Raw genomic sequence first — 23,901 nt, forward strand, 5'->3', positions numbered from 1 at the left:
GCCTGCGTTCGCGTGGCACGCCCGGCCACAACTGCGCCGGAAGGTGGTGGATTTCGGAGCGGCTACGCTTGCGGAGGTGGAATCCGACAGCTACGACGACGTGGACCGGCAACTCGTCCACGCCCTGCAGATCGACGGGCGGGCACCGTTCAGCACGATCGCGGAGGTCCTCGGCGTCTCGGACAAGACGGTCGCCCGCCGCTACGCGCGACTGCGCTCCCGGGGAGCGGTCCGGGTGTCCGCCGTGACCGACCCGCAGGTGCTCGACGAGGTGGTCTGGTTCCTGCGGGTGCGCTGCGGACCGAACGCCTCGTCGGCGGTCGCCGAAGCACTGGCCCGGCGCGCCGACACGTCCTGGATCAGCCTCACCTCGGGCGGCACCGAGATCGTCTGCATGGTGCACGCCGGCAGCGAGCGGGAGAGCGAGGCGCTGCTGCTGAGCAGACTGCCCCGCACCCCTCGGGTCGAGGGGATCACCGCGCACTGCGTGCTGCACCACTTCTTCGGCGGACCGGCGAGCCTGATCACGAAGCACGGGCCGCTCTCGGCGGACCAGATCGCCCGGCTGCGGCCGGTGCCCCTGCGGCACCGACCGGGGCCGGTGCACCCGGGACAGCCGCTGGACGCGCACGACCAGCGGCTGCTCGCGATCCTGGCCGCCGACGGCCGCACCGGCTACGACGAGCTGGCCGCGGCCACCGGCTGGTCGCCCAGCACCGTGCGGCGGCGGATGACCGAGCTGCTGGAGAGCGGGGTGCTGTACTTCGACCTCGACTTCGACCTGGGGATGTTCGGCCTCACCGCGCGCAGCCTGCTCTGGCTCTCCGTGGCCCCGGCCCACCTGCGCGCGACCGGGGAGGCGCTGGCCGGGCACCCGGAGGTCGCCTTCGCCGCGGCGACCACCGGCCCGACCAACCTGTGCGCGAGCGTCGTCGGCCCCGACCGGCGCGCGCTGTACGGCTACCTGACCGACCGGGTCGCCGCGCTGCCTGCCGTCAGCCAGGTCGAGACCGCGCCGGTCATCCGCACGGTGAAGAAGGCCGTGAGCCGTCGCCCGGCCCCCTGACAGGCCCGGCCTCGGGCTCGCGGGCCCGTCAGCGGCGGGCGAAGTAGCGCACGAAGTCGGGGCTGGCCGAGCCGACACCGGTGACGGCGTCGTAGCCGGGCGCGGCCTTCAGCGTGCTGTCCTGGTCGAGCGTGGACAGGTAGAGGTCGAAGGAACCCGGGTTCTCCCAACTCGGCAGGTTGGTCACCACCGAGAGGTCCTGGCCGGCCGGGGCGGGCACCACGTCGTGGATTGCCGGGGTGTTGCGCAGCTTGTAGAGCAGCGGGTTGGCGAAGCCGAGAGCGTGGCCCGAGGCCTGGGCCGCGTCCGCCTCCAGCCCGGTGATCAGCGGGGAGGAGCCGCTGGTGCCGCCGCCGAGCTCCTCGTGGTAGGCGCCGCCGGGGGTGGTGAACCCGACCAGCCAGCCGGTGGCGCGGTCGCCGTCGGCGGAGATGTCGGGCTGCTCACGGTGGGCCGGCGCGGTGCCGTTGGCGGTCGCCAGTGCCGAGGGGACCACGTTCTTCTGGTACCAGGGCTCGTCGATCAGGTTGCTGCGGCCACCGCCCGAGCCCATCATGAACGGTCCGGGCGGCGGGGTGAGGTAACCGGTGCCCTGCGGGTTGATCTGCGCCGCGTCGGCGCCCCAGCCGAGTTCGCCGGCCACCTTGCCGTTCTTGTCGATCTCCAGGGTGGTGCCGCCGACGGAGGTCGCCCACTGGTCGGTGGCCGGGAAGTTCACCATCCCGGGGCCGCCCGGGTCCGCGCCGTCACCGTAGTCGCCGGAGGCGTAGTTGAAGCCGATGCCCTCCAGCGTGCCCTGCTGGAACATCCGGTCCCAGGCCGCCACCGTGGCGGGCGAGTCCTGGCTCTCGTTGGTGGCGAACGAGTCGGTCACCGCGTCGGCGAGGTGCTGGTCGACGATCCGGGCGTGGGCGTCGAGGAACGCCAGCGAACCGCCGGCGCCCCCGTTGCAGTCGGCCCCGACGTAGACCACCTTGGCGTCCGGGGCCGCGATGTGGAGCGACTCCACGTCCAGCGGCTCCTCCGGCGCGTCGGCGTAGCCGCGGCAGCTGGCGGTGAAGGTCGGGCCGAAGTTCTCGCTGTACTGCCCCGGTGCGAAGCCGGGCAGGCCGTGGGCGGCGAAGAACTTGTCGGCGTCGGCCTCCATGGTGGGCAGCGCGCCGTCCAGCACCACGGCCACCGTGCGGCCCTTGCCGGTGTACGGGCTGCCCGTCACCCCGTAGGCGTCGCGCAGCTGCTGCGGGGTGTAGCCGCAGACCTGGTCGATGGCGGTGCTGCGGCCGTCTACGGGTGGGATCGGCGAGCTGTTCTGGCCCCACCACTGCGAGCACGGCGGCGCCGCGGGGGCCGGGGCAGCTGCGGTCATGGTCCTGGCGTCGGCCTTGGCGGCGGCCCGGTGGGTGGCCGTCGTGGCGGCGCCGTCCGGGATGCCGGGGTCGGTGTCGTCGAGCCCGAGCACCGTGCTGACGTCGTGGCCGAGCGCGGCCGGGACCGATATCCCGCTCGCCGGGAAGACGAGTTGGGGAGGCTGACCGGCCCCCCGGGCGTACGCGTGCATCGTGGTGGCGAAGGCCTGCTGCACCTGGTCCACGGTGGCGGTGACCGCCAGATAGTGGGCGGTGGTGTCGGTGACGTGGATGCCGAAGCCGCCGAGCCAGTTGCCGACCTTCGCCGTCTGGGCCGGCGTCGTGCCGTAGCGCTGGTCGAACTGAGCAGGCGTCAGATAGTGGGCGTAGCCTCGGTCGGTGGGGTCGGAGACCTGCTGCGCCGCCTTGACCATGCCCACCGGGTCCTTGCCGGTCAGGTAGACCCGCAGCGACAGGGTCCAGTTGCCCGGGGCCGCGCCGGTGTCGACCGGCTGCCCCTGGCCCGGGGTCGTGAACCAGCCGGGGAGGGCCGAGGGAAGATCGGTGCGCAGGTCGGTGCGCGCCGGGGTCGCGGCGTCGGCGGCCGGGGCGACCACGCCCGTCACGACCAGCGCGGCGGCCGCCGTGGTGGCGGCGAGCCGGCCGACTCGGAGCCGTCGCGGGGCCGGGGCGAAGGGCCGGGCGGGGGAAGAGGACTGCTGGGGCAAGATCTCACACTCCGTCAGTGATCAGCGGGCTCGCCCGATGGCGGACGGCCCCGCGGCCCGCACACCACCGGGTACACCCGGCGACGCGTGGCCACTCGCCCGTAACTGACGTATCGACCAGCGGGTTTGGTCGCAGCAACCTCTCCCTTCACCTTTTGTCCCGCCACCTCCCCCTCAACCGAAGAGCGTCAGCCAGGTCACCCCACAGGCCGCCAGGTACACCGCCGCCGCGACCGGCACGGCCCGCCAGGGCGAGAGCTGCCGCCGCCGCAGCCGGGCCCCGCCCAGCAGCGCGGCCAGCAGCGCACCGGCGAGCCCGGCCCACGGCAACGCCAGCAGCATGGCCCAGACCGCCGGACGGCAGACCGTCGCGAAGCCCTCGCTCCCGCTGCCGCAGGAGTCCGTGGCGAACAGCATCCCGAACGAGAAGACCAGATCGAGCGCTCCGGCGAACAGCGTGAACAGCACCAGCGTCACGACGAACCCCACCGGCCACGGCGGCATCCCCGCTGGGGCCGGGCCGACCCTGCCGACCCTGCCGAGGTCGACGTGGTGGCCGTTGACGCCGGCGGACCGCACCGGCCGCTGCCACGGAGTGCCGTTCGCTCCCGGGTCCCGCATCGGGTCCCTCGAAGGTGTCGTCACGTCATCCTGCCTTCCCGACCGGCGGCTTCGGCGCCGAGACCCTGCGGATTGCGTCGGCCGGAGTGACGGGGTACCTTCACTCGCGCCGAGAACGTTCGTGCAATGAGCGATAGTTGAGCAAACTCCAGGAGAGGAAGATCTTGCCCACCAAGATGCTGCAGATTCCCACCGCTGACGGTCAGGCCGACGCTTTCGCCGCCTTCCCCGACGGTGGCGAGCGGCACCCGGGAGTGCTGCTGTACCAGGACGCCTTCGGCCTGCGGCCCGTGCTGGAGCAGATGGCCCGGGACCTGGCCGAGCACGGGTACTACGTGCTCGTCCCCAACCTCTACTACCGCCACGGCCCGGCGCCGGTGATCGAACTTCCCGAGTTCATCGGAGACGAGATCCGGCCCGAGGTCTTCGCGCAGCTGATGCCCCTGATCAAGGCGCACACCACCGAACGCGCCCTCCGCGACGCCGAGGCCTACCTCGCCTTCCTCGCCACCCAGCCCGAGGTCAGCCCCGGACCGGTCGCCGCGATCGGCTACTGCATGGGTGCCGGCCTGGCGCTGCGCACCGCGGCCGCTCACCCCGACCGGGTGGCCGCCGTGGCCGGATTCCACCCCAGCGCCCTGGCCACCGACGCGCCGGACAGCCCGCACCGTCTCGCCCCCAAGATCACCGCCCAGGTCCACCTCGGTCTCGCCGTGGGCGACATGTCCCCCGAGAACATCGGCCGGCTCAGCCAGGCGCTGGACGCCGCAGGCGTCGGCTACACCTGTGAGATCTACCCCGATACCGTCCACGGCTTCACCATGTCCGACACCAGCGCCTTCAACCCCGCCGCGCTGCAACTCCATTGGGACCGCCTGCTCCCGCTCCTCGGCCGCACCCTGGCCGGCGGCTGAGGCTCCGGCCTCACCCGGCCTCGCCGGACCGGGCGCCCGTCCGCTGGAGGTGGGCGTCGATCAGGGCGATGGTGGCCTCGGCCTGTTCGAGCTGCGGCAGGTGGCCGGCCTCGCGGACGACCTCCAGCCGGCCGTTGCCGAGGGCCTCGGCGTAGGCCGCGCCATAGGCGGGGGTGACGATGCGGTCGCTCTCGCCCCAGACCACCAGGGCCGGCGCCTGGACGCGTCCGAGCCGCCGCAGCAGCTTGGGGTCGTACATGCGGGTGGCGCCTTCGAGGCTGCGCATGGTGGCGATGTTGCCCTGCCGGCGCGCGAGTTCGGCGGCCGGCAGGTCGGCGGGGTCGACGTAGTACCGGTCCGCGTCGTGCCAGGAGTGCTCCGCGGCGGCGCGGGCGTCGAGTGCGAAGAAGTCGGTGATCGGTTCCGTCTCGACCTGCACGCCGACGGCGTTGATCAGCACCAGGCCGCTGATCGCTCCGGCGTTGTCGCGGACGGCCATCTCGGCGGCGATCCAGCCGCCGAGCGAGGAGCCGATGACCAGGACGTCACGCAGTTGACGGTCCTGTAGCAGGTGCAGGTAGGTCATGGCCAGGTCGTCGATGCCGGTGAGCCAGCTGGGGCGGTCCGTGCCGTCCCAGCCGGGGTGCACCGGCGTGATGGCGTGCGCGGTGCGCGAGAGGTGCTGGGCGAGGCCGGCGACCGTGGCCGGGCCCCCGCCGCCGTGCAGCAGCAGGACCGGCCTGCCGGTTCCTGCCTCGGAGGCGATGAGGGGCAGCTGGGTGGACACGGATGTGCTGTCGTCTGTGGGCATGCCTCGATCGTAACTAAAGATCTTTATATAAGCTAGCTTAGTAGCGCGTAGACTTGATCCATGCATGGTGAGCTGCAAGAGCTGCAAGAACTCGGCAGGGCGGTCAAACAGGCCCAGTACCGTCAGCACCGGTCGCTCGACACCGCACTCGCGGCCGTCGGCACCACGCTGGCCCAGTGGGACGCGCTGCGCGCGATCGGCCGAACACCCGGCACGTCGGCTCGCGAGCTGGCCACCGCGACGTTCCAGACTGAGCAGGCCTTCGGAGCACTCGTCGGCCGCCTGACCGCCCAGGGCCTGGTGGACCGCCGCCCGGGGCACGGCCGGCGCATCGAACACCACCTCACACCGGCCGGCGAACGACTCCTGGCGGCCGGCCACGGCGTCGCCGACGAGGTGCTCGCCGACTGCTTCGCCCCGCTGCCCGCCGCCGACCGCGCGACCCTGCTCGACCTCCTCCGTCGCCTCAACGCAGACCGGCCCGTCTGGTAGGGGCCTGACGGCCGCCGGGGTCAACGAGGTCACCGTTTTCGTACGTCACGACGCCGCACCCGTGTCCACGGGGGTGCGGCGTCGTTCGCGTCAATCAGCGCGTCCGGCAGGATCAGGAGCCGTGTCCACACCTCCTGATCCCGCCGACCCGTACCCCGACGTCACGGCATGCGGCAACTTCGCCAATGCGCTTCACCTGCCCCGCTACGAGCCGTTAAAGTGAGCGCACGTTCGTGCGAACAGATCGGGCGGTTCGTCTCCGCACTCGACCTCCGGGGATACCAGCGATGACCGACACCGCTTACCTTCCCGCTGCTCCTGGGAGTGGCGCTGTGGTGCTGTACGACGGGGACTGTGTCGAGAGTCTGCACGGCGCCGTCGCCGAACGGTTCGCACCGCATCGCCTGACGGTCCTGGCGGGTCAGCGCCTGAACGGGCGCTTCCACTGCCTGCACGAAGGCGGAGTGTCGCTGTACGAACTCGGATACGGCGCCGAAGTCCGCGTGTCCCCAGGGGAGCTGCCCGACTTCTACAACATCCAGCTCCCCGTTTCCGGTGCGGGTGTCGTCACCTTGGACGGCAAGGCGCTGGCGCCCTCCCCCTGGGTGGCCGGCCCCGGGCAGCGGGTCTCGATGACCTGGAACGACGCAGCCCGCAACCGCATTCTCATCGTTCCGGCCCGCTCGGTCGAAGTGGCGTTGGAGGCCCGACTGGGGGAGGTGCCCGCCGCGCCGCTGCGGTTCGGCCCGGTCCTGGACGGGCGAGATCCGGCGGTGCGGGCCTGGCTCGAACTGGCCCAGGGCTTCTACGACTTCGCCGCCTCGCCGCTGGCCCGGCACTCGCCGCTGGCTTTGGGGCACTTCGAGAAGCTCCTGGTCGACGCGCTGTTGGACGCCCAACCCAGCTCGCAGGCCCACGCGAAGTCGTCGGACCCCGGCCTGGCGGCGGCCCCTACCGCCCTACGTCGGGCCGTGGCGTTCTGCGAGGAGCATGCGCACGAGGCGGTGTCGGTGGCCGACATCGCCCGGGCGGCCCGGATCAGCCTGCCCAGCCTCCGGGAGGGTTTCCGGGTGCATCTGGGCACGACCCCACTCGCGTTCCTCCGCCGGATGCGGCTCGACCTCGCCCACCGCGACCTGGTGACCGTGGCGGACGGTCGGGCGAGCGGGACGGTGACGGACATCGCCCTCCGCTGGGGGTTCACCCACCTCGGCCGGTTCAGCGTGCACTACCGGGAGGCCTACGGCAAGTCGCCCTCCGCGACTCTGCGCAGCACCTCCTGACGCTCGACTTGGCTATCCAGAAACCACGGACGGCGCCCCACCGAAGTGGATAGCCGTGCGACGACGGCTCCGGAAGGCTCTGCTGTGGCCCGTCGCGTCACCTTTCCGGGCCGTCTCGCCCAGTTCCCTGAAGGAAGACCATGAAGATCATTCCGAAGCGCCGCCGCCTGCGCGCCGCCGCTGTCGGTGCGGTGGCCACCGTCGCCCTGTCCTTCGCGGGCCCGTTGGCCCTCGCGGTCCCGGCGATGGCCGAGGGAGACCCGACCGTCTACCAGGCGGACGGTACCGACACCCTGGAGTCGTTGGACCGGTGTGCCGGAAGCACCGACCAGTTCCGCTTCCGCTTCTACTACCACACCGGATTCCAGGGCGCCTGGGTCAACATCGGGCACAACATCGCCGACATGACGTCCATCGACTACGCCGACGGGATGTCCTACGTGCCGCTGACCTACTGCGACGGCACCGGTGACGGTTCCGGCGCATGGGTCGCGAACAACTCGGCCTCCGCGTACAACTGGTACGACCACTACGCCGCCACGGTGTACTACAGCCACAACTACTCGGGTGGTTACGACTCGGTCTTCCCGCAGCAGGGTCGTGACCTGAACATCACCAAGAACAACAACCGGTCGATCGACTTCCGGAACTACGGGTAAGCCGGTGGAGACCAGCAGAGGAAGGGCCGGCGGGGCGGTGTTCGCCGTTCTCGCGCTCGCGCTCGCACTCGCGGGGTGCTCGGCCACACGCGTGGACTCACCGGCGTCCGCGGCGACCGCCATCCCGGCCACCGCGGCCCCGGCCGGCGCCGCTGCGGCCACCGTCGACCCGTCGACGTGGACCCTTCCGCTGCTGGCCTTCGAACCCACCGACGAGCAGGACAAGGCAATCGGCAAGGCCGAACTCAAGCTGGTCGCGGCCTGCATGCGCGACTACGGCGTCGCGTGGCAGACCCAGCCGGACCTGCCGCCGCACGGCCCGAAGAACATGCTGGACCGGCGGTACGGCATCCACGACCTCGCGCTCGCCGAGCAGCGCGGTTACCAGCTCGACGCCGCGCAGGACGACCGGTACAACGCGGCGCTCCAGGCCCAGGCGAAGCTGCCGCCGACCCCGGCCGACACGGAGGTGCTGCTCGGTGGCACCGACGTCCCCCCGGAGCTGCTGGCCAAGGCCAGTCCCGCCGCCCGGGCCGGGGTGGTGGCGGGCAAGCAGATTCCGCCCGGCGGCTGCTACGGCCAGGCCCGGCAGGTGCTCGGCAGTGCCACCCACGGGATCTCGCAGCTCGTCCAGGACCTCAACGACCAGTCGTACCCGGAGTCCATGAAGGACCCGAACGTCGTTGCGGTGTTCGCGAGTTGGTCCACCTGCATGAAGCAGAAGGGCTTCACGTACCGGACCCCCATGGATGCGAACGACGATCCGCGCTTCGGGCCCGACCCGAAGGGCGGAGTCTCGCGGCTCCAGATCGACACGGCCACCGCTGACGTCACCTGCCGGCAGGCGAACCGGGTGGCCGAGGTCTGGCACCAGGCCGAAGTCCAGCTCCAGCAGCAGTACATCGAGCAGCACCGAGCCGCTCTGGAGGCGGACCGCCGCACCCTCGACGCCGTCATCAAGAAGGCGACCGAGGCACTCGCCGGTCCCTGAGCCCGGCGCGCAGGAGCTGCGGCCGGGCCCTCCGCATCATCATTCCGCCCGAACCGCAGCTTCTGGAAGGTGTGTTGCTTCACCATGCAACTAGCAGAGCTCAGACGGACACTGTGTCGTTGGCGTACCTTGGGAATACCCGGGGTGCTGGCGCTCTCCCTCTCCCTGACCCTGGGCATGAACACCACGCCCGCCTTCGCCGCCCCGAAGCCGACCGCGCCGCCGAAGGGGGCGGCGCCGTCGACCAAGCCGCTCGGCCCGGCGGACGACGTGCTGCTGAACGGCTGGGGTGACTCCAGCGGTTACCACTTGGCAGTGGCCAAGGGCGGGTCCGGCTACAACTGGCACGAGATCGCCCTGCTGCGGCCCGCCGGGATCGACGACGACTCGTGGACGGGGTACCAGTGCACCTCGGGTGACGGGAACTTCGCTGCCGTGACCGTCCTGCCGAACTCGGCGGTCGACGTGGCCGAGGCGCGCGACCACGGTGCCTTCGCGTACTCGGTGGACCTGCGCAGTGGTGTGGTGAAGCCGGTGGCCGCCGGTGTATCGCTGCGGTACTTCTCGCCGGGCTGCGGCACTGGTGACACCGCCTCCTTCACGGTCAGTCCTGGGGCCGGCGAGCAGAGCACCCAGGTCCTCACGACGGATCTGGCCTCGGGGACGATCCAGCACACCACCACGGTGGCGGCCCAGGTCACCTCGGTGGTGCCCACCGCGGACGGCCCGGTCGGCGTCGTCGGGGGGAACCTCGTCCGGATTCCGGAGACCGGCACCTCGATCGGCAAGCCGGTCAAGCTCGCGACCGTCACCGGCTCCGCTTTCGACCTGCGGCCGATGGCCGACGGGAGGGTCGGCTTCGTGACCGTCCAGGGCGACAAGGCCACCGTGCTGACCGAGCGGTCCGGCAAGGTCACCGAGGTCGGCTCAGGCCCCAAGACCACCGTCCAGCTGCTCCAGGGGCGCGGCGGCAAGCCCGTCGTCCTGGGGACGGCGAAGCTGGATGCGGGATCGGGAATGCTCGGTGTCCCGGACAAGGGCCTGTCGACCGCCGCGAGCGGCGCTTCCCTGGACGGCGGCGCCCTGCTCGGCTCGACGGATCAGCAGGCCGATCCGGCCGCCCCGCCGATCGCCACGACCGCCGACGGCGCACCGCTCAACCGCAGCGCGGCCACCAACTCGCCCTCCGCGGCGACCGTGGTCCCGGGGCCGGTGCCCGGCAGCCCGGTGGCGGCGCCGTTCGCCCAGGCTCCGCAGCCCGCGCCGTCGTCCGCGGCCCAGGTTCCGCAGGGTCTGGCGGCACCGCAGGCGACCGGCCCGAACACCACGGTGCCGAAGTGCGCCGTCCCTCGTCTCGACGAGACCCGCCAGGTGATGCAGCCCTCAGCCGCGCAGGTCGAGTGGGCGGTGCAGATGGCCGAGCAGGGGCTGCTGACCGGATCGCAGTACACCCGCCCGGCGAACTTCGCGAACCTGGGCCTGGTCGCCTACGCGCCCAACGGCGACTTCCCCCGGATCCCGCTCAAGCATCCGGCTGGTGACACCTGGGACTCGGTGCCGCGCTCGGTCTACGAGGCGATCGTCTCCCAGGAGAGCAACTTCAGCCAGGCGTCCTGGCACGCGGTGCCCGGCATAGCCAGCGACCCGCTGATCGGCGACTACTACGGCGCCGGCGGCACCGTGACCCAGCTCGACTACTCCAAGGCCGACTGCGGCTACGGTCTCGGCCAGCTCACCGCGGGCATGTCGGCGGGCGACGGCACCTTCTCGGTCCACGGCCAGTGGAAGATCGCCGTCGACTACCAGGAGAACCTCGCGGCCGGCCTGCAGAACCTGGAGAACACCTGGAACAAGCTCTACGACATGGGCATCCTGGTCAACGGCGGTGACCCGCGCTACCTGGAGAACTGGTACCTGGCCGCCTGGGCCTACAACTCCGGCATCCAGCCGGACGCGGCCCACGGCAACACCACCAACTGCACACCGAGCCCCACCTGTACGGGCCCGGACGGCACCTGGGGCCTGGGCTGGGGCAACAACCCGGAGAACCCGGACTACCCGCCGAACCGCGCGCCGTACCTGAGCACCACGTACGACGACGCCCGCCACCCGGGCAGCTGGCCGTACGAGGAGCGGATCATGGGCTGGATGGGCAGCCCGATCCTGCGCTCCACCGGGACCGCCTTCTCCCCGGCTTTCGCCAAGCCCACCTATCACGGCGGCAAGACCTGGCTGCAGATCCCGGCGGTCAGCACCTTCTGCTCGGCTGACAGCAAGTGCGACCCGACCTACATCAACCAGGCCAACCCCAACATCAGCTACTGCACCCTCGCGGACCGCGAGTGCTTCTGGCACACCCCGACCACGTGGATTCCCGACTGCGCCACCACCTGCGCCACCAGCGACTACACCAAGGCCGCAGGCTCGATCGAACCCACCCAGAGCGACCCGCACCCGGCGACCTGCAACCTCGACAGCTCCAAGGTGCCCACCACGTCCAACGGCGCGCCGGTCATCGTCGCCGAGTCGCACAGCTACCCACCGCTGAACCTGGTCGGCTGCGCCAACCCGAACTGGACCCAGGGCGGGACGTTCACCTTCAGCTACGGGACGAACGCCGCGGGCGCGCCGCTCGGCGCGATCGACACCCACCAGCTCAGCTCCGGGTTCGGTGGCCACATCCTGTTCGACCACACCGCCGACGGCTCGGACCCGAGCCAGATCAACACCGGTACCTGGACGCCGAACCTGCCCTCGCTGCAGTACTACAAGATCAAACTGCACCTGCCGGCCACCGGCGCCTCCGCGACCAACGTGGTCTACACGATCAACCCCGGTGGCGGGGTGGCTCCGTGGAAGATCCGGGTGAACCAGGACTGGGGCTCCGAGCAGTGGGTCACCATCGGCACCTTCGCGATGCAGAACGGCGGCAACGTCCAACTCACCAACAAGAGTGACGTGTCCGGCTCCGGCAACATCGACTACAGCAAGTACGACGTGGCCTACGACGCCGTCGCGTTCGTCCCGCAGGGCGGCACGCCCGGCCAGCCGATCGGCGGCCCGCCGACCGTGCAGGACGCGCCGAAGGGCAGCAACCCGTCCTTCATCCAGTGCGGTTGCGCCCGGCGCACCGCCGGCGACCCGGTCGACACCAGCACCGGTTACTTCGGTGACCAGTTCACCGACCTGACCACGCCCGGCCGCGGCATGGCGCTGAACTTCACCCGCAGCTACGCCTCCGCGCTGGCCGACCCGAGCGGCCCGAACGGCTCGCTCGCCGTCAACGGTCCGTTCGGCTGGGGCTGGACGTACTCCTACAACCTCAGCGCGAGCACCGACCCGACGACCGGGAACGTGACCGTGCACCAGGAGGACGGCTCCCAGGTCACCTTCGTCAACTCCTCCGGCACGTACGCGCCTTCGGCGCCGCGGTACGACGCGACGCTGGTGAAGAACGGCACGAACTACACCTTCACCCGCCAGTCGAAGGAGATCTACACCTTCGACGCCGCCACCGGACACCTGACCGCCGAGAGCGACCTGGCGGGCAGCAAGGCGACCCCGCCGTACGCGACCACGCTGGCCTACGACGGCAACGGCAACCTGTCCACCATCACCGACCCGGCCGGGCGGGCGTACACGCTCACCTGGTCCGGCGGCCACATCACCGCGCTCACCGACACCGCCGGCCGCCAGGTCAGCTACGGCTACGACGCGAACGGCAACCTGACCGACGTCTACGGCGTGGGCACCACCCGCACCCCCACCCTCCAGGACAACGACCACGCGCAGTACGGCTACACGGCCACGCACCTGCTCAACTCGATGACCAGCCCGGTCCAGTTCGGCAGCACCGCCACGCCGGCGCCGGTCGTCTCGATGACCTACGACGGCAGCGAGCGGGTGCTGACCCAGACCGACCAGCTCGGCAACACCACGCAGTTCACCTACGGCCCCGACACCACCAACAACCTGGTCGCCGGCCAGACCCTGGTCACCGACCCGGCCGGCCACAAGAAGCTGGACACGTACCAGAACGGCCTGCTGACCACCGAGACCAAGGCCTACGGCACCCCGGACGCGGGGACCTGGAGCTACTCCTACGACCCGATCAGCCTCGGCATCACCGGCATCACCGACCCCAACGGCGGTGTCCAGACCTTCGCCTATGACGACCACGGCAACCAGATCTCGGCCAGCGACCAGCGCGGCTTCACCACGGCCAAGGCCTACGACGCCAACGACAACCTGATCTCCACCACCGACGCCGGCGGCCTGCTCACCACCTACACCTACGACCCCGGCACCGGCCTGCCGACCGGTACCGTCCAGCAGGCCGCCGACGGAACCGCCACCCCGCGCACCAGCGCCACCTACTACGACGACCCCGCCCACCCGGGCGACGTCACCCGTATCGTGGATGCCCGCGGAAACACCACCACCAGGTCGTACGACACCGCGGGTGATCTCGCCAGCACCACCGACCCACTGGGCAACACCACCAAGGACGGCTACGACACGGCGCGCGGCCTGCTCACCTCGACCGTCAGCCCTGACGGCACCGCCGCCGGCACCACGCCCGGGTGCACCCCGCCGGCCAAGGGCTGCACCACCTTCGGCTACGACGCCTACGGCAACCGCACCAGCACCGTCGACCCGCTCGGGCACACCACCTCCGTGGCGTACGACGCCAACGGCAACCAGATCTCGGACACCGATGCCAACGGCCACACCGAGACGTACACCTACGACGCCGCCAACCGGAAGACGGTGACCACCCGGGCCGACCAGACCCAGCTGACCACCGGCTACAACCCCGACGGCACCATCGCCGGGACCACCGACGCCGCCGGCGCCACCACCACGTACGGCTACGACAACCAGGGGCGGCAGACCACCCGGACGGACCCCGGCAACCGCACCACCACCACGGCCTTCGACCCGATCGGCAACCGGAAGAGCACCACCGACCCGACCGGCCGCACCACCACCTACACCTATGACCCGGCGGGCCACCAGACCTCGGTGGCGTACTCCGACGGCACCACCCCCGGCGCCACCACCGGTTACGACGCCGTCGGCCGCACCGTCACCATGACCGATGCCACCGGCACCAGCAAGCGCGGCTACGACGTGTTCGGCGAGCTGACCTCGCAGGTCAACGGCGCCGGTGCGACCGTCGGCTACACCTACGACCCGGTCGGCAACCGGAGCGGCATCAGCTACCCGGGTGGTGCGGGCCAGACGGTCACCCAGTCGTTCGACAAGGACAACCGACTGGCCTCGGTCACGGACTGGAACACCAACGCGGCCACGTTCGGGTACGACGCCGACAGCCGCTGGACGTCCACCGCCTATCCCAACGGGCTGACGGCGACCACCACGTACGACGACGCGGGCCTACCGTTGTCGGACGCACTCACGAAGGGTACGAGCAGCGTGGCCACCCTGGTGTACGGACACGATGCCGTGGGCCGGCTCGGCACCGAGACACCGACCGGCGTCCCGGGATCCAACCAGACGTACCAGTACACGGCACTCGGGCAGTTGAAGTCGGCCACTTCGGGGGCGGCCACCGCCTTCGCCTATGACGGGGCCGACAACCCGACCGCGGTCGGTTCGCTCACCCAGTCGTTCGACAGCTCCCACCAGCTCTGCTGGAGCACGACGGTCAGCACGCCGGGCAACCCGCAGTGCACCGCCGCACCGAGCAGTGCGACGACCTACACCTACGACAGCCAGGGCGACCGGACCGGGGCCACCACCGGGGCGACCTCCACCGTGTACGGCTATGACCAGGCAGGGGAGCTCACCGGGGTGAACGCCGGTGGCACGTCCGCCAGTTACCGGTACGACGGGGCGGGCCTGCGGGCCTCCAAGACCACGGGCGGCGTCACGACCTCGTTCGTGTGGGACGCCGCCTCGGTCCCCGACCTGCTGAGCGACGGAACGACCAGCTACCTCTACGGGCCGTTGAACCTGCCTGTCGAGCAGACCGGCGGCGGCGGAACCCAGTGGTTCTTCCACGACCGCCAGGGCTCCACGAGGGCGCTGACCGACAGCACCGGTGCCCTCGTCGCCGGCTACGCGTACACCCCCACCGGTGCCGTGGCCACGAGCACCGGATCCGCGACCACCCAGCTGCTCTACACCGGTCAGTACCTCGACTCCGAAAGCGGGTTCATCTATCTCCGCGCCCGGTACTACGATCCGGCGACCTACCAGTTCGTCACCGTTGACCCGCTGGTGCAGAGGACCGGCAGTGCTTACGGGTACGCGCTCGACGATCCGCTCAACGCGGATGACCCGAGCGGCCTCTGGACCATTGGCCATTGCGGCGGTTTCGGGGTCCAGTTCATCACCGGTGTCCATTTCCAGGCCTGCCTGGTGGCGGACAGTCACTTCAACGTCGGCGTGACGCTCACAGGGGCGGCCGGCGCCGGAACTCCGTCGATCGGGGCCGTGGCGGGGCTCCAGGTGAGCGACGCCAACACGATCTACGACCTGTCCGGCCCGTTCAACACCTTCGGAGCCAGCGTCGGCGAGGCGTTGGTCGGCGGGATCGACTACTCATGGGGGAAGGACGGCCAGAACCGCGACGTCCACGTCGTGGACGGCGATGTCGGGACGGGACTCGAACTCTCGCTTCCCATTCCCCTGCCGGCCGAGATCCACGGCGGAAAGAGCTACACGAAGGTCTTCGGTTGCCACCTTTAGACCCGCCGCAGTAGGAGCGACTGCTCCGCGTGGCGCCTGACCCGGGTACGTCCCGTCCACCTTCCGGTGGGCGGGACGTACCCGCTTAGCGGTACTTGACCCGTCGCACCACCTCGGAGACGGTGAAGCCCTGCTCTCGGCAGGCCTCCAGTACACGGGAACGCTTGCCGGTCCAGAAGTAGAAGGTGCGGTCGGCGACCAGGAATCCCACCCCGGCGGTCCCCAGGAGTCCACGACACGGAAAAACCTCGGCCACCTGGTCGGGCGCCCACACCAACGGCCCAGCCATCGCGCTGACCAGGCGGACCTCCAGGCGGACGAGTCCGGTCCCGACCGACAGCGAGGCCAACGGCCAGGTCGCGTTCACCCGGCCGAGAGGTCCTGGAACGTTCGCCCCGCCACTCAGCTTCATGCCGGAATCATGCGCCCCTGGTCCGGGTAGACGTCAACCGTGTCGGGCTCGGAAAGTCATCGCCATGGCCCGCGGGCTGTCGTCCGGTTACCCGAGATCGAACACCGCGGTGACGGGTGCGTGATCGGACCAGCGCTCGGCGTGGGTGGCGGCGCGTTCGACGTGGGCCGAGGTGCACGTGGCCGCGAGCTTCTGACTGGCCATCAGGTAGTCGATCCGCCAGCCCGAGTCGTTGTCGAACGCCCGGCCGCGGTAGGACCACCAGGTGTACGGGCCGGTCTGGTCGGGGTGCAGGCGGCGGACGACGTCCACGTAGCCGGCCTCGTCGAGGACGCGGGTGAGCCAGGCGCGTTCCTCGGGGAGGAAGCCGGCGGCCTTCTGGTTGGCCTTCCAGTTCTTGAGGTCGGCCTCCTGGTGGGCGATGTTCCAGTCGCCGCAGACCACGACCTCGCGGCCGGTGGCGGCGGCGCGGGTGCGCAGGTCGGTGAGGTGGACGAGGAATTCCGCCATGAAGCGTTCCTTCTCGTCCTGGCGCTCGGTGCCGACCTCGCCGGAGGGGAGGTAGAGGCTCGCGACGGTGAGGCCGGGCAGGTCGATTTCCAGGTATCTGCCCGAATTGTCGAATTCTGCCGACCCGAAGCCGATCTGGCTGCGCTGCGGTTCGGTCCGGGAGAGGATGGCGACGCCGGCCCGGCCCTTCGCCGCCGCGGGCGCCCAGAAGGCGTGCCAGCCGGACAACTCGCGCAGCTCTGGGGGGAGTTGGCCGGTCTCGGCGCGTACCTCCTGGAGGCAGACGACGTCCGCCTCGGTGGCGGCCAGCCACTCGGTGAAGCCCTTCTTGGCGGCGGCCCGGATTCCGTTCACATTCGCAGTCGTTACCACAGTCACCCGCGCAGCCTATCCCGGGTGCTGTCGGGCCCCGGTGCTGCCGCGCTGGTGGGGGCTGCCGGGGTCGTCGGGGCCGCCGAAGCCGGGTGCGGCGCGGCGGCGTGAGGGGGTCGTGAAACCTGGATCGTGAACCCGGCATGAATGTCTGCGACGGCATCGTCAAGGCTCGGCATTGGTCTTGACCATCTCCCGGCGGAGAGCCTAGGGTCACTTACTGCAAAGACCTTTAATAAAGAAGGACGGATAAAGCCCGCCGCCCCGACCTGGCAGAACCGCCGGTCCGGACGACGGCGTCCCGCTCCTTCCAGAATGCCGGCGGTCCTCCCAGCGGACCACAGCCGGCCAGGGTGGAGGACACGGTGGGGACAGCCCAGCTCGCTGCGGTACCGGAGCCGAAGTACTGGCACCTGCGCACCGTGTTGCTGCGTGCCATCGACTCGGAGTTCTCCATCGGCCAGGTCATCCCGAACGAGCGTGACCTGGCAGCCCGCTTCGGCGTGGCCCGGGCGACGCTGCGCCAGGCGCTCGACCAGCTGGAGCTGGAGGGCCGACTGGTCCGCCGCCGCGGCATCGGCACCCTGGTCGCCGCACCGCGGGTGGGCGTCCCGGTCAGCCGGCGGGAGGAGGGCTGGCCCGGCGGCAGCCGGGAGCAGGTCTGGCAGACCATCGACTGCACCACCGCCCCGGCCGGCAGGCAACTCGCCCAGGCGCTCGGCATCGAGACCGGCGAGACGGTGCACACCGTGCGGCGGGTCCGCCGCGCGCAGGGGCAGACGGTGGCCACCGAGTCGCTGCACGTGCCGGACTGGGCCGTGAGCCAGATGCCGGAGATCCGCCTCTCGGGCGCGGCGGCCGTGCCGGCCGAGGGCGAGGACCTGGCCCGCTCGGTGCTGCGCCGACTGGAGCGGCTCACCGTGGACGGCGAGTCGCGCGCGGTGGAACTCGGCGTGGCCGAGGCCGAGGAGGCCGCCCTGCTGCGGCGCCCGCCGGGCACGCCGGTGCTGATGGTCACCACCCAGTACGCCTCGGCCGGCCGGCTCGCCGCGCTCGCGGTGGCCACCTACCGCGCCGACACCTGCCGGCTGACCTTCGGCGAGACCGGCCTGGTGGAGGTTACCCCGGTCGCCGCCGCCGAGGCCACCACCCGTACGGCCTGACGCGGCATCAGGCGGGGCAGGTGGGTCCGGCCGACCCTTGAGCGGTCCGGCCGGACCCACCCGGCGTCCCGGGCGCCGTCAGAAGAACACCCTGACCCGGGTCTCGATCGCCTGCGGCTCGCGATCCTCGGCCGCGCAGCGCACGGCCTCCCGGACGGCGAGGGCGCCCAGGCGCAGGAACACGTTGTCGCAGGAGTCGGTCCAGTGCCAGGCCAGCGCCCGCACCACGACCCGGGCGGCCACCGGCTCGCCGCGACGGGCGTCCGGATCATCGGTGTCCTGCGCCGCCAACTCCCGCAGCACGCCCCGCACCAGCGCCGCCTCGTAAGCCGGCTCCGCCTCCGGCTGTGAGACGCAGGCGAACTCGCAGGACGACGGCGCGCCCGCGGGCAGCGGCTCGAAGTCCAGCTCCACCTTGCCGTAGCTCGGCACGCAGGCGCCGATCGTCTGCCGGGAGAACACCTTCACGCCGTGTACCGGGCGGGCGAGTGGGACAGTACGCGCAGTGATCATGGCGGTCACGATACGGGCCGGCCGCCCGGCACCGACAGCTCTTTAAGCCTCAGCCGCGGGAGACCGGCTGGTCCACGGCGAACAGCTGCTCCTCGACCTGGTCCAGCGCGAGCCGCAGCGCGCCCAGCGCCACCACGTCCTCGCCCAGGGTGGAGAGCGCGACCTCCGGAGCCCGCAGGCAGTACAGCGCGAGCTGCTCGCGCAGTGGCTCCAGCACGTCGTGCAGTCCGGCCGCCCAGCCGCCGACCACCACCAACTGCGGGTCGATCGCCAGCACCAGCGCCGCGACGTCGTGCACCAGCCGGCGCAGGAAGCGGTCCATCGCGACCCGGGCCACCTCGTCGCCCTCGCGGGCCAGCGTCAGCACCCGGGCCACCGCGGCCTCGTCCAGCGGGTCGAGCGGCTTGCCGCTGGTGGAGAGCAGCCGTTCCGGCGTGGCCTGCTGGCCGAGCAGGTGGAGCGCGCCGATCTCGCCGGCCGCGCCGCCGAAGCCGCGGTGCAGCCGTCCGTTGATCAGCGAACCGGCGCCCGGGCTCAGCCCGGCCAGCACGAAGACCACGTCGCCCATGCCGATCGCGGCGCCCTGCCAGTGCTCGGCGATCGCGGCCAGGTTGGCGTCGTTCTCGATCAGTACCGGGCAGCGGAACGAGCGGCGCAGCCGGGCGCCGAGGTCCAGACCGGTCCAGCCGGGCATCGCGGTGCCGAGTCTGATCGTGCCGTCCTTGTCCACGATCCCCGGGCTGCCGACGCCGACCGCCCACAGGCTGTCCCGGGAGACGCCGGCCTTGCGCAGCACCTCCGCGACGGCGGTGCGGACGGCGCCGAGCCGCTCCTCGGCGTCCAGCGAGTCGTCGACGAGCCGGTCGTGGCTGGCGAGCCGGCGGCCGGTCAGGTCGGCGAGCACGATCCGGATCCCGTGCACGCCGATCTCGATCCCGAGGATGTGCCCGGCCTCGGCGCGGAACCGGAACCAGCGGGCCGGCCGACCGCGCTGACGGCCGTTCTCCTGCACCTGCTCGACCTCGGCGACCAGGCCGGACTCGATCAGCCCCTCGATCACGCCCTCCACGGTCGGCCGGGACAGACCGGTGTCCCCGACCAGCTGGGTCAGCGTGACCGACTGCCCGTCGCGCAGCGCGCGCAGGGTGACCGCGGCGTTGATCCGACGCAGCAGCGAGGAGTCTCCTCCGGTGAGCCGATCCGCCAAGACGCTGCCTTTCCGCGTGCGCGCGACAGCACTGGCGCGCGGTGACGAGTGCGCGGTGACGTCCGGTGCCCCGCGAGGACTGGCCGTCCGGCAGCGCCACGCGGGGTGCCGCCCGCCGGAGGGCGTCAGCCGGATCGTACCCGCGAGTACTCCGGGCCGCGAGCATTCGTGCAGCTCATGACCGGTTTGGTATCGAACGTTGACCTACCGGCGGTCACCGGCCGGCCGTCGGTCGTTCGCCGGGCCTCGCACGCCGGTACGGGAGGGTGGTCGGGAGCGGGAGGGGTTGACGGCTGGTCAGCGCGGGCCGGTGAGTCGACTAGGGTGTGCGCCATGTCAGGCGCCTCGACAACTCAGCCCCAGGTCGACAGCCCGATCGCGGCCTTCGTCCGTTCCCAGACCCGCCTGAGCGCGGTTCCGTTCATCCCCGAGATTCGCCTGCACATGGCGCAGGAGGCGATCGAGCTGTGGGAGCGGACCGAGTCCGATCGCGGTGAGATCGGGCTGCCGCCGCCGTTCTGGGCCTTCGCCTGGGCCGGTGGGATGGGCGTGGCCCGGTACGTGCTGGACCATCCGGAGGTGGTGGCCGGGCGGACCGTGCTCGACCTGGCGGCCGGCTCCGGCCTGGTCGGCGTCGCGGCCGCACTGCGCGGGGCGGGATCGGTGCGGGCCGCCGAGATCGACGCGTACGCGGTGGCGGCGATCGGGCTCAACGCCGCGGCGAACGGCGTTGCGATCGACGCCGAGTGCGCCGACCTGCTGGACGGCGACGGCGGGCCGGCGGAGGTGGTGCTGGCCGGGGACGTCTTCTACGAGCGCTCGATGGCGGCCCGCTTCCTGCCGTTCCTGGAGCGCGCCCACGCCCGCGGCGCGCTCGTCCTGGTGGGCGACCCGGGCCGGGCGTACCTGCCCCGCGAGCGCTTCACCGAACTCGCGGTGTACGACGTGCCGGTGGTCGCCGACCTGGAGGACACCGCGGTGAAGCGCACCACCGTCTGGTGCCTGGCCGCGCGCTGACGGCTGACAGATATCGGAATCTGTCAGCCGTCAGCCGTCAGCCGTCAGCCGTCAGCCGTCGTCGGGCTGACGATCGGTCCGGCTGCCCGCCAGGTGGAATTCCCGGCGCGCTCCCCGCCGCGCCTGTTAGGAATGCCCGCATGAGCGAGCTTCTGATCCGTCCGGCCGCCCCCTCCGAGATCCCCGAGCTGCTGGCCTTCTGGGCCCGCGCCGCCGAGGGGACCAGCATCAGCGACGACCCGGCGGGTGTCGCGCGGCTGATCGAGCGTGACCCCGAGGCGCTGATCGTCGCCGAACGCGCGGGGGCCGTCGTCGGCACGGTGATCGTCGGCTGGGACGGCTGGCGCGCTTCGCTGTACCGGCTCGCGGTGGACCCGGGGCTGCGCCGCCAAGGCATCGGCGCGGCGCTGCTCGCGGCGGCCGAGCAGCGGTTCGCCGCACTCGGCGGCCGCCGCGCGGACGCGATGGTGCTGGAGAACAACGAGCTCGGCCGGCAGGCGTGGCGCGCGGCCGGCTACCGGCGCGAGGAGCAGTGGCGCCGCTGGGTCAAGCCACTGGTGCACTGACCGCCGGTGCACTGACTGCCCGTGCGCTGAGCCACCGTCGCGGGCGTCAGCCCGGCTGGTTCGCCGCGCCGAACTCCGCCGCGTCCCAGCTCCCGCCGAGGACGGGTGCCAGCGAGGCGGCCGCCAGCTCGGCGAACGCCTCGCCCGGCTCGGCCGCGCAGACCCCGGCCGGGAGCGCGCCGAGCAGCGGTGTGCCGGCCGCCGTCGGCAGGTCGGCCAGGTTGCAGCGGGCGGCCAGGTCGGGGTCGGCCGGCCAACTGCCGATCACCACGCCGCAGCTGCGCAGTCCACGCGAGCGCAGCGCCTCGGCGGTCAGCGTGACGCTGTTCAGCGTACCGAGTCCGGCCGCCGCCACCACGAGCAGCTCGGCGCCGTGCACCGCCTGCGCCAGGTCGGCGAGGGTCAGCCCGTCCGCGTCGTAGCGGACCAGCAGGCCGCCGGCGCCCTCGACCAGCACCAGATCGTGCTCTGCGGTCAACTCGCTGATCGTGGCGCAGAACTGAGAGAGTGTCAGATAGGGCAGCCCGGAGCGCTTGGCCGCCGTCTCGGGGGAGAGCGGCTCGGGGTAGCGGACCAGCTCGCAGGTGGTCAGCGGCGCGCCGGTCAGTGGCGCCCCCGTCAGCGGTGCGCCGACCAGGCGGGCGACCTCGGCGGCGTCCCCGGGCTCGCCGGGGGTGACGCCGGTCTGGCCGGGCTTCAGCACCGCGGTGCGCAGCCCGGACCGGACGGCGAGTGTCGCCACAGCGGCTGTCACGGCGGTCTTGCCGATCTCGGTGCCAGTGCCGGTCACGAACAGCACGCGGCTCATGTGTCGATCTCTTTCGGTAGTGCGGTGTGCCGGCCGTCGGCCTTCGGGCCGGTGCCTGCCTGCGTTGTGCTCGTCGGTGTGGTGCTTGTCTGAGTGGTGCTTGCTTGCGGGCTGCCTGCCTGTGTGGTGCCGGCCTGCGGGGCGCGTCGCACTGCCAGGCTCTCCTGCGCCCTGCGCGCCAGTGCGCTGAGTCCCTGCGGCTTGCTCGGCTGCGCTGCCCGGGCGGCGGCCTCCTGCTCCGCGGCCTCGCGGTCGGCGGCCGCCGCACGAGCCCCCGGAGTCGGCTCGTGCTGCTCGGCGCCCGCTCCGCGCAGGCCGCGGCGGCGGCCGGCGATCGCGGCCCGCCCGGCGAGCTCCGCCCAGCCCTGCGGCCGAGCGGGCTCGCGCCGGGTGCTCATCCGGCCACCGCCGCTGCCCGTAGTGCCGCGGCGATCCGGGCCACGTCCTCGTCGTCGGTCACGAACGGGGGCATGGTGTAGATCAGGTCGCGGAACGGCCGGAGCCAGACGCCCTCCCGGGCCGCCGCCTCGGTCGCCGCGACCACGTCCACCGGGTGGTCCAGCTGGACGACGCCGATCGCGCCGAGCACCCGGACGTCCGCGACGCCCGGCACGGCGGCCGTGTCCGCCAGGCCGTCCCGCAGTCCGGCCTCGATCCGCTTGACCTCGGTCTGCCAGTCCTGCCCGAGCAACAGCTCGATCGAGGCGTTCGCGACCGCGGCCGCCAGCGGGTTGCCCATGAAGGTCGGACCGTGCGCGAGCACCGGCATCTCGCCCCGGCTGATGCCGTCGGCGACCTCGCTCGTGCAGATCGTGGCCGCCATGGTCAGGTAACCACCGGTGAGCGCCTTCCCCAGGCACATCACGTCCGGCGAGACGCCGGCGTGCTCGGTGGCGAACAGCGCGCCGGTCCGCCCGAAGTTCGTCGCGATCTCGTCGAAGATCAGCAGCACGCCGTGCCGGTCGCACAGTTCGCGCAGCAGTCGCAGGTACGCGGGGGAGTGGAAGCGCATGCCACCCGCGCCCTGGACCACCGGCTCCACGATCACGGCGGCCAGTTCGGCCGCGTGCCGCTCGACCAGCTCGGCCAGCCCGGCGGCGTACGCCTGGTCCGGCTCGGCGTCGAAACCGGCCGGCGGCTCGGCGGCGAAGAGCTGCTGGGGCAGCACGCCGCCCCAGAGCTGGTGCATCCCGCCCTCGGGGTCGCAGACCGACATCGGGTGGAACGTGTCGCCGTGGTAGCCGCCGCGCCAGGTGAGCAGCCGGCGCTTCTCCGGCCGACCGACCGACTGCCAGTACTGCAGGCACATCTTCATCGCGACCTCGACCGCGACCGAGCCGGAGTCGGCCAGGAAGACGTGCTGCAGCGGCTCCGGCGTGATCTCCACCAGCTTGGCGGCCAGCCGGACGGCGGGCTCGTGGGTGAGCCCGCCGAACATCACGTGGCTCATCCGGCCCAGCTGCTCGCGGATCGCCTCGTTGAGCACCGGGTGGTTGTAGCCGTGCACGGCCGCCCACCAGGAGGACATACCGTCGATCAACTCACGGTGTCCGCCGGTGGGTTCGGCCATCCGCAGCCGGACTCCGGAGGCCGACTCGACGACGTACGGCGCCGTCCGGCCGGGCATCGGCCCGTACGGGTGCCAGACGTGGGCGCGGTCGAGGGCGAGCAGGGCCTGGGTGTCCGTCACGGGGTTTCCTTGCTG

Annotated in this window: 20 protein-coding genes; 10 read left to right on the top strand and 10 right to left on the bottom strand. The window is 71.8% G+C overall.

All coding sequences use genetic code 11. The features are described from left to right. Window positions 1–76 precede the first annotated feature (76 nt). Entirely contained in the window at window positions 77–1,066 is a 990-nt protein-coding gene (locus AC060L_RS00345) for an Lrp/AsnC family transcriptional regulator (protein ID WP_483796064.1), read from the top strand. 28 nt (window positions 1,067–1,094) lie between these two features. Here the strand turns inward: AC060L_RS00345 and AC060L_RS00350 are convergent, their stop codons facing one another. Further along, a complete protein-coding gene (locus AC060L_RS00350; protein WP_483796065.1) occupies window positions 1,095–3,140 on the bottom strand; it encodes a S53 family peptidase in 2,046 nt (681 codons plus the stop codon). Between the two features lie 174 nt (window positions 3,141–3,314). After that, on the bottom strand, window positions 3,315–3,785 hold the full coding sequence (locus tag AC060L_RS00355) for a hypothetical protein (RefSeq protein ID WP_483796067.1): 471 nt from the start codon (window positions 3,783–3,785) through the stop codon (window positions 3,315–3,317). Window positions 3,786–3,925: 140 nt separating this feature from the next. On the opposite strand from AC060L_RS00355, the gene AC060L_RS00360 reads away from it, so the two are divergent. After that, window positions 3,926–4,675: a dienelactone hydrolase family protein gene (locus tag AC060L_RS00360; RefSeq protein WP_483796069.1), complete on the top strand. Its 750-nt coding sequence runs from the start codon at window positions 3,926–3,928 to the stop codon at window positions 4,673–4,675. A 10-nt stretch (window positions 4,676–4,685) separates the two neighbouring features. On the opposite strand, the gene AC060L_RS00365 is transcribed toward AC060L_RS00360, so the two are convergent. After that, complete coding sequence (locus tag AC060L_RS00365; protein ID WP_483796071.1) at window positions 4,686–5,486, bottom strand: alpha/beta fold hydrolase; 801 nt, start codon at window positions 5,484–5,486, stop codon at window positions 4,686–4,688. Window positions 5,487–5,546: 60 nt separating this feature from the next. On the opposite strand from AC060L_RS00365, the gene AC060L_RS00370 reads away from it, so the two are divergent. From AC060L_RS00370 to AC060L_RS00390, 5 genes are all read left to right on the top strand, one after another. Beyond that, the gene (locus AC060L_RS00370) at window positions 5,547–5,978 is read left to right on the top strand and encodes a MarR family winged helix-turn-helix transcriptional regulator (protein WP_483796073.1); all 432 of its coding nucleotides are present in this window, start codon (window positions 5,547–5,549) and stop codon (window positions 5,976–5,978) included. Window positions 5,979–6,265: 287 nt separating this feature from the next. Then, a complete protein-coding gene (locus AC060L_RS00375; RefSeq protein ID WP_483796075.1) occupies window positions 6,266–7,261 on the top strand; it encodes an AraC family transcriptional regulator in 996 nt (331 codons plus the stop codon). A 140-nt stretch (window positions 7,262–7,401) separates the two neighbouring features. Beyond that, window positions 7,402–7,920: a hypothetical protein gene (locus AC060L_RS00380; RefSeq protein WP_483796077.1), complete on the top strand. Its 519-nt coding sequence runs from the start codon at window positions 7,402–7,404 to the stop codon at window positions 7,918–7,920. 37 nt (window positions 7,921–7,957) lie between these two features. Further along, complete coding sequence (locus tag AC060L_RS00385; RefSeq protein WP_483796079.1) at window positions 7,958–8,911, top strand: hypothetical protein; 954 nt, start codon at window positions 7,958–7,960, stop codon at window positions 8,909–8,911. Window positions 8,912–9,055: 144 nt separating this feature from the next. Beyond that, the gene (locus AC060L_RS00390; protein ID WP_483796080.1) at window positions 9,056–15,628 is read left to right on the top strand and encodes an RHS repeat-associated core domain-containing protein; all 6,573 of its coding nucleotides are present in this window, start codon (window positions 9,056–9,058) and stop codon (window positions 15,626–15,628) included. Between the two features lie 85 nt (window positions 15,629–15,713). On the opposite strand, the gene AC060L_RS00395 is transcribed toward AC060L_RS00390, so the two are convergent. Both AC060L_RS00395 and AC060L_RS00400 read right to left on the bottom strand, forming a co-directional pair. After that, window positions 15,714–16,040: a hypothetical protein gene (locus AC060L_RS00395; RefSeq protein ID WP_483796081.1), complete on the bottom strand. Its 327-nt coding sequence runs from the start codon at window positions 16,038–16,040 to the stop codon at window positions 15,714–15,716. A gap of 87 nt (window positions 16,041–16,127) precedes the next feature. After that, window positions 16,128–16,928: an exodeoxyribonuclease III gene (locus tag AC060L_RS00400; protein ID WP_483796082.1), complete on the bottom strand. Its 801-nt coding sequence runs from the start codon at window positions 16,926–16,928 to the stop codon at window positions 16,128–16,130. Between the two features lie 359 nt (window positions 16,929–17,287). On the opposite strand from AC060L_RS00400, the gene AC060L_RS00405 reads away from it, so the two are divergent. After that, entirely contained in the window at window positions 17,288–18,085 is a 798-nt protein-coding gene (locus AC060L_RS00405; protein WP_483796083.1) for a GntR family transcriptional regulator, read from the top strand. 78 nt (window positions 18,086–18,163) lie between these two features. On the opposite strand, the gene AC060L_RS00410 is transcribed toward AC060L_RS00405, so the two are convergent. Together AC060L_RS00410 and AC060L_RS00415 are read right to left on the bottom strand one after the other, a co-directional pair. Next, on the bottom strand, window positions 18,164–18,598 hold the full coding sequence (locus tag AC060L_RS00410) for a hypothetical protein (protein WP_483796084.1): 435 nt from the start codon (window positions 18,596–18,598) through the stop codon (window positions 18,164–18,166). 49 nt (window positions 18,599–18,647) lie between these two features. Next, window positions 18,648–19,805: an ROK family protein gene (locus AC060L_RS00415; protein ID WP_483796085.1), complete on the bottom strand. Its 1,158-nt coding sequence runs from the start codon at window positions 19,803–19,805 to the stop codon at window positions 18,648–18,650. A 333-nt stretch (window positions 19,806–20,138) separates the two neighbouring features. Between AC060L_RS00415 and AC060L_RS00420 the strand changes: the two genes are divergently transcribed. Together AC060L_RS00420 and AC060L_RS00425 are read left to right on the top strand one after the other, a co-directional pair. Beyond that, the gene (locus AC060L_RS00420; protein WP_483796086.1) at window positions 20,139–20,822 is read left to right on the top strand and encodes a class I SAM-dependent methyltransferase; all 684 of its coding nucleotides are present in this window, start codon (window positions 20,139–20,141) and stop codon (window positions 20,820–20,822) included. Between the two features lie 140 nt (window positions 20,823–20,962). Then, the gene (locus AC060L_RS00425; RefSeq protein WP_483796088.1) at window positions 20,963–21,388 is read left to right on the top strand and encodes a GNAT family N-acetyltransferase; all 426 of its coding nucleotides are present in this window, start codon (window positions 20,963–20,965) and stop codon (window positions 21,386–21,388) included. Window positions 21,389–21,434: 46 nt separating this feature from the next. Here AC060L_RS00425 and bioD read toward each other — a convergent pair whose 3' ends face one another. From bioD to AC060L_RS00440, 3 genes are read right to left on the bottom strand one after another with little or no spacing between them, the layout of a single operon-like run. Further along, window positions 21,435–22,196 carry a dethiobiotin synthase gene (bioD, locus tag AC060L_RS00430; RefSeq protein ID WP_483796090.1) on the bottom strand — a complete coding sequence of 254 codons (762 nt, stop codon included), beginning with the start codon at window positions 22,194–22,196 and terminating at the stop codon, window positions 21,435–21,437. After that, window positions 22,193–22,594, bottom strand: coding sequence for a hypothetical protein (locus AC060L_RS00435; protein WP_483796092.1), 402 nt, complete (start codon window positions 22,592–22,594; stop codon window positions 22,193–22,195). The genes bioD and AC060L_RS00435 overlap by 4 nt, the downstream gene beginning before the upstream one ends. Beyond that, window positions 22,591–23,886 (bottom strand): adenosylmethionine--8-amino-7-oxononanoate transaminase, encoded by a 1,296-nt coding sequence (locus AC060L_RS00440; RefSeq protein WP_483796093.1) that lies wholly within the window; start codon window positions 23,884–23,886, stop codon window positions 22,591–22,593. Before AC060L_RS00440 ends, AC060L_RS00435 begins: the two co-directional genes overlap by 4 nt. Window positions 23,887–23,901: the final 15 nt, after the last annotated feature.

The organism is Kitasatospora sp. NEAU-69 (genome assembly GCF_057158765.1).

Coding starts and splice junctions, on each gene's coding strand:
- AC060L_RS00365 (WP_483796071.1), bottom strand. CDS start 5,486: ATGCCCACAGACGACAGCACATCCGTGTCCACCCAGCTGCCCCTCATC.
- AC060L_RS00370 (WP_483796073.1), top strand. CDS start 5,547: ATGCATGGTGAGCTGCAAGAGCTGCAAGAACTCGGCAGGGCGGTCAAA.
- AC060L_RS00375 (WP_483796075.1), top strand. CDS start 6,266: ATGACCGACACCGCTTACCTTCCCGCTGCTCCTGGGAGTGGCGCTGTG.
- AC060L_RS00380 (WP_483796077.1), top strand. CDS start 7,402: ATGAAGATCATTCCGAAGCGCCGCCGCCTGCGCGCCGCCGCTGTCGGT.
- AC060L_RS00395 (WP_483796081.1), bottom strand. CDS start 16,040: ATGAAGCTGAGTGGCGGGGCGAACGTTCCAGGACCTCTCGGCCGGGTG.
- AC060L_RS00410 (WP_483796084.1), bottom strand. CDS start 18,598: ATGATCACTGCGCGTACTGTCCCACTCGCCCGCCCGGTACACGGCGTG.
- AC060L_RS00420 (WP_483796086.1), top strand. CDS start 20,139: ATGTCAGGCGCCTCGACAACTCAGCCCCAGGTCGACAGCCCGATCGCG.
- AC060L_RS00425 (WP_483796088.1), top strand. CDS start 20,963: ATGAGCGAGCTTCTGATCCGTCCGGCCGCCCCCTCCGAGATCCCCGAG.
- bioD (WP_483796090.1), bottom strand. CDS start 22,196: ATGAGCCGCGTGCTGTTCGTGACCGGCACTGGCACCGAGATCGGCAAG.
- AC060L_RS00435 (WP_483796092.1), bottom strand. CDS start 22,594: ATGAGCACCCGGCGCGAGCCCGCTCGGCCGCAGGGCTGGGCGGAGCTC.